The sequence below is a fragment of the Paenibacillus forsythiae T98 genome (assembly GCF_000520735.1).
Taxonomy (GTDB): Bacteria; Bacillota; Bacilli; order Paenibacillales; family Paenibacillaceae; genus Paenibacillus_AQ; species Paenibacillus_AQ forsythiae.
On the sequence record NZ_ASSC01000166.1, the window covers coordinates 1 to 3,659 of the forward strand.

Annotated in this window: 5 protein-coding genes; 2 read left to right on the forward strand and 3 right to left on the reverse strand. The window is 49.8% G+C overall.

The window, feature by feature from the left end; all coding sequences use genetic code 11:
- From L692_RS0106190 to L692_RS0106200, 3 genes are all read right to left on the reverse strand, one after another.
- Positions 1-542: SpoVR family protein (locus L692_RS0106190; RefSeq protein WP_025698163.1), on the reverse strand; the 542-nt coding region annotated here is incomplete at its 3' end.
- A gap of 142 nt (positions 543-684) precedes the next feature.
- Complete coding sequence (locus L692_RS0106195) at positions 685-1,008, reverse strand: hypothetical protein (protein WP_025698164.1); 324 nt, start codon at positions 1,006-1,008, stop codon at positions 685-687.
- Positions 998-1,300: a hypothetical protein gene (locus L692_RS0106200; protein ID WP_025698165.1), complete on the reverse strand. Its 303-nt coding sequence runs from the start codon at positions 1,298-1,300 to the stop codon at positions 998-1,000. The genes L692_RS0106195 and L692_RS0106200 overlap by 11 nt, the downstream gene beginning before the upstream one ends.
- Positions 1,301-1,429: 129 nt before the next feature.
- Between L692_RS0106200 and L692_RS0106205 the strand changes: the two genes are divergently transcribed.
- Positions 1,430-1,831, forward strand: coding sequence for a hypothetical protein (locus L692_RS0106205; RefSeq protein WP_156940321.1), 402 nt, complete (start codon positions 1,430-1,432; stop codon positions 1,829-1,831).
- A 235-nt stretch (positions 1,832-2,066) separates the two neighbouring features.
- Positions 2,067-3,650 (forward strand): PAS domain-containing hybrid sensor histidine kinase/response regulator, encoded by a 1,584-nt coding sequence (locus L692_RS0106210; RefSeq protein ID WP_025698169.1) that lies wholly within the window; start codon positions 2,067-2,069, stop codon positions 3,648-3,650.
- Positions 3,651-3,659: the final 9 nt, after the last annotated feature.

Consider the following 3,659-nt stretch of genomic DNA (forward strand, 5'->3'; position numbering starts at 1 on the left):
GACCGCTTCTCCAGATGGGCGGTTCCCGGCTTGCTCTGCCGGATCAGGCTGGGATCAATATGCTCCTGGATGGCCAGAACGGCGTCGATGAAGCTCTCGACCGTGTCCGTCCCATACTTGACGGTGTACTCGGCGATCCGGTCGGCTGTGGCCGACATGCTCTCGACCATATTGCGGTTGGACTCCGAGAAGCGCATGTTATTCTTGAAAAAATCACAGTGCGCCAGCACATGGGCGACAATCAGCTTGTTCTGGACCAGGGAGTTGCCATCAAGCAGGAAGGCGTAGCACGGATTGGAATTGATGACCAATTCGTATATTTTGCTCAGCCCGAAATCATATTGAGACTTCATCTTATGAAACGTCTTGCCGAAGCTCCAGTGGCCGAAGCGAGTCGGCATTCCGTAAGCTCCGAACGTGTAGATAATATCGGCCGGGCAAATTTCGTAGCGCATGGGGTAGAAATCCAGGCCGAACCCGGAGGCGATTTCCGTAATCTCGGCTATGGCCTTCTCAAGCGCCTGTATCTCGTCGCTGGGCATGTACCCATCTCCTCTCCACCTGTGAATCCTGTTTAGCGGCAGTGCCGTTCACAAGATGTATATGCTGGAAGGGGGAAGCTATGCCCCTGAGTGCAGATGAATACAGAATAACCTAACAATAAATGAAGGATTTATTGTTAGGTTATTCTTCGTCAGGATCTATTCCCCAAAAAATATAATGCGACAACCCCGTATTTGCAAAGTAACACGCATCGACATACACTTCGCGAAGATCTTCGTCAATTCTATAAATAATGACCACATTGCCAATCAATATCCAGTAGTAGCCGTTAAATTCAAAACCAGGAAAGTCAGAGACTCCATCAGCTTTGTATTTCGGTTCATCAGCCAATACGGATTTTGACCGCCTGAACACATTCATCGGATCAACTTTAAATTCTTTCATTCGCGCAAGCGCTACCCGTGCATGGGCAGTCCAGAGAACTTTGTAGCTATTATTTCTCATTCCCGACCTCATCCAACAATTTCGCAAACTCTTCCTCGCTGTCACTGTATGTGGAAATGCCATCTGTACGATCTTTCTGAGCTTGATGAAGCTGGGTCAGAACGCTATCATCCTTAAATATCAATGAAGTCATTCTTTTCTTCTGTTCCTCTGTAAATGTAGGCTGCTTGTCTTTGCGCTGCAGCGTAACACTGAATCCGAAGTTTTCTTCAATCAGCTGCACCAGATCTTTAAGCTCAACATAAGATTTGTCCTTGAAGCTTTGCTCCAATTGTTCTTTGGAAATGGACATTCGGATCCCCTGCCTTTTCGATATTATAGCATAAGCGTTACGTTTTTCTTATGTTAAGATCGGCATTGATGTGGCTTTTCATGAAAATGGTCTGATTATGGTTCCAAGGAAGAGACGATTTCCAGAGTATTGAAGAAAATGATTCGTACAGCAATGGCCATTCATGGGTATTTCAATTTGAATGCATCGAATTCTGTGTCCGACACCTCGGAGCTTTTTATGCGAAGCATACAAATGTATAATCTCTTCGTTAATGATAAACAGACAATAGGTCTGACGAAAAACACTGTCCGAGCGAAGAAAACACCTGCTGATTTTAAAGGATCTGAAGTTATAAATATTGGTGCGTTTGTTAGATCCAGTTTTGAGAGACTGATTGCAAATGATGCATTAACTGTGCAAGAGATTGAGCGGTTGCAGAGGCTGGACTATGCCAAGAGGACGTTTAATATCACTTATCCCGTGTTAAAAAAAGTTGATTCTACTATATCCATGACCGAACAGCGAGGGGAGCGATGCCGGCAAATATGACCCGGCCTTATCATGAAAGTTAACAAAATGTCCGGTAAATATTCTATAATTTTTGATATAATATGCTTATCTCTATTCGGATTCTACACTATTAGACGATTCTCGCCTGCCGGGCCGGCCGGCGGGGCCTACGGATTGGATTATGGGTGTAGTAACGCACAGGGTTCCCTGGCAAAGTGCCCGCCCTAATGCCCTTAGCGGAGGCGTTTTGGTTAGTTAAGAGAGGAAGTGGACCGTGCATAAGGATAAAGCTTCTGTTTTAAGACGGTTAATAGCCGAAGAGGGCATGTATCGGGAATTGTACGAGCAGCATCCGGACTGCATCTACGTTCTGAATCTTCGGGGCCGCTGTATAGGCGCCAACCGTTCCGCTGAACGGCTGACCGGATACGCCTTCGAGGAGATTACGGGCATTCAGAACAAAGCGCTTCTGTTTGGGAGCCGGGCTGAGGCCGGGCGCCATTTTTCTCTTGCCTGCGGGGGCGACACCTCCTCGTGCCACTTGAAATTTATCAAAAAATCCGGCGTCGTCGCCTCGGCTGACCTGACTTATATTCCGGTCAAGGCGGAGAATGAGGTGGTCGGCATTTTTGCCGTTATCCGGAACATTACGGACGTGAACAGCTCGGCGGTATATAGCGGGGCCGGCGCAGGTTCCGTTTATCCGGAGCACGAGCCCGGACTCCGAGACTCGCGGAGCCTCATTTTGAACTCGGTTACAGAAGGGATCTTCGGACTCGACAGAAACGGAAAGGTCATCTTCATCAATCGAACGGCGATGCTTATGCTGGGGTACTCCAGCGAGGAGATCATCGGCATCCACAGCCTTTCGCATATCCACCATACCCGGCCGGACGGCTCTGGCTACTGCCCGAAGGAATGCCCGATTTCGATGACGATCAAGGATGGGGTTCCCCGAAGCATGTATGAGGAGATTTTCTGGCGCAAGGACGGCACCAGCTTCTGGGTGAATTACAGAGTATCCCCGATCACGGAACATGATCATATTGAAGGTGTAGTGGTGGCCTTCAGCGACATTACGAATGAGCGGGAAATTATCCGGGCGAAAGAATCGGCGGAGCAGGCATCCCGGGCCAAGTCGGAGTTCCTTGCCATGATCAGCCACGAAATACGGACGCCGATGAACGGCATGATCGGGATGGCTGATCTGCTGCTGGAGAGCGAGCTGGGGGAGGAGCAACGGACCTATGCGGAGATTCTCCGCAGCAGCAGCTACAGCCTGCTGAATATCTTGAACGACATCCTCGATTTCAGCAAGATTGAAGCCGGCAAGATGCCGCTGGAGCCTGAACAGTTCGACCTGAGGGAGATGCTTGCAGCCGTTATCGACCTGTTTACTCCGAAGGCGGAGGAGAAGGGACTCGCGCTTCGGTGGTGGGCGGATACCAGTGTGCCCGAGACGATCAAGGCCGATCCGAGCCGTCTTCGGCAGATTATCGTCAATCTGGTCGGCAACGCGCTGAAATTCACCGAGAAGGGAAGCGTAACGCTGTCGGTCAAGAACATTCTGCTGCCGGAATCGCCGACCTATCTGCTTGAATTCTCCGTCAGAGATACCGGCGTCGGCATTGCCGAGGACAAGCTCGGCCTGCTGTTCCAGTCCTTCTCCCAATTGCATCCTTCGATTAACCGTAAATATGGCGGAACGGGGCTCGGGCTTGCCATCTGCAAACAGCTCGTGGAATTGATGGGCGGGACCATCTTTGTGGAGAGCGAGGAAGCGCGCGGCTCCATCTTCAGGTTCATGCTGCCCTTTGTCAAAGAAGAGGCGGAAGTGTCCGGTTTATTATACAAATGATGAAGAAAC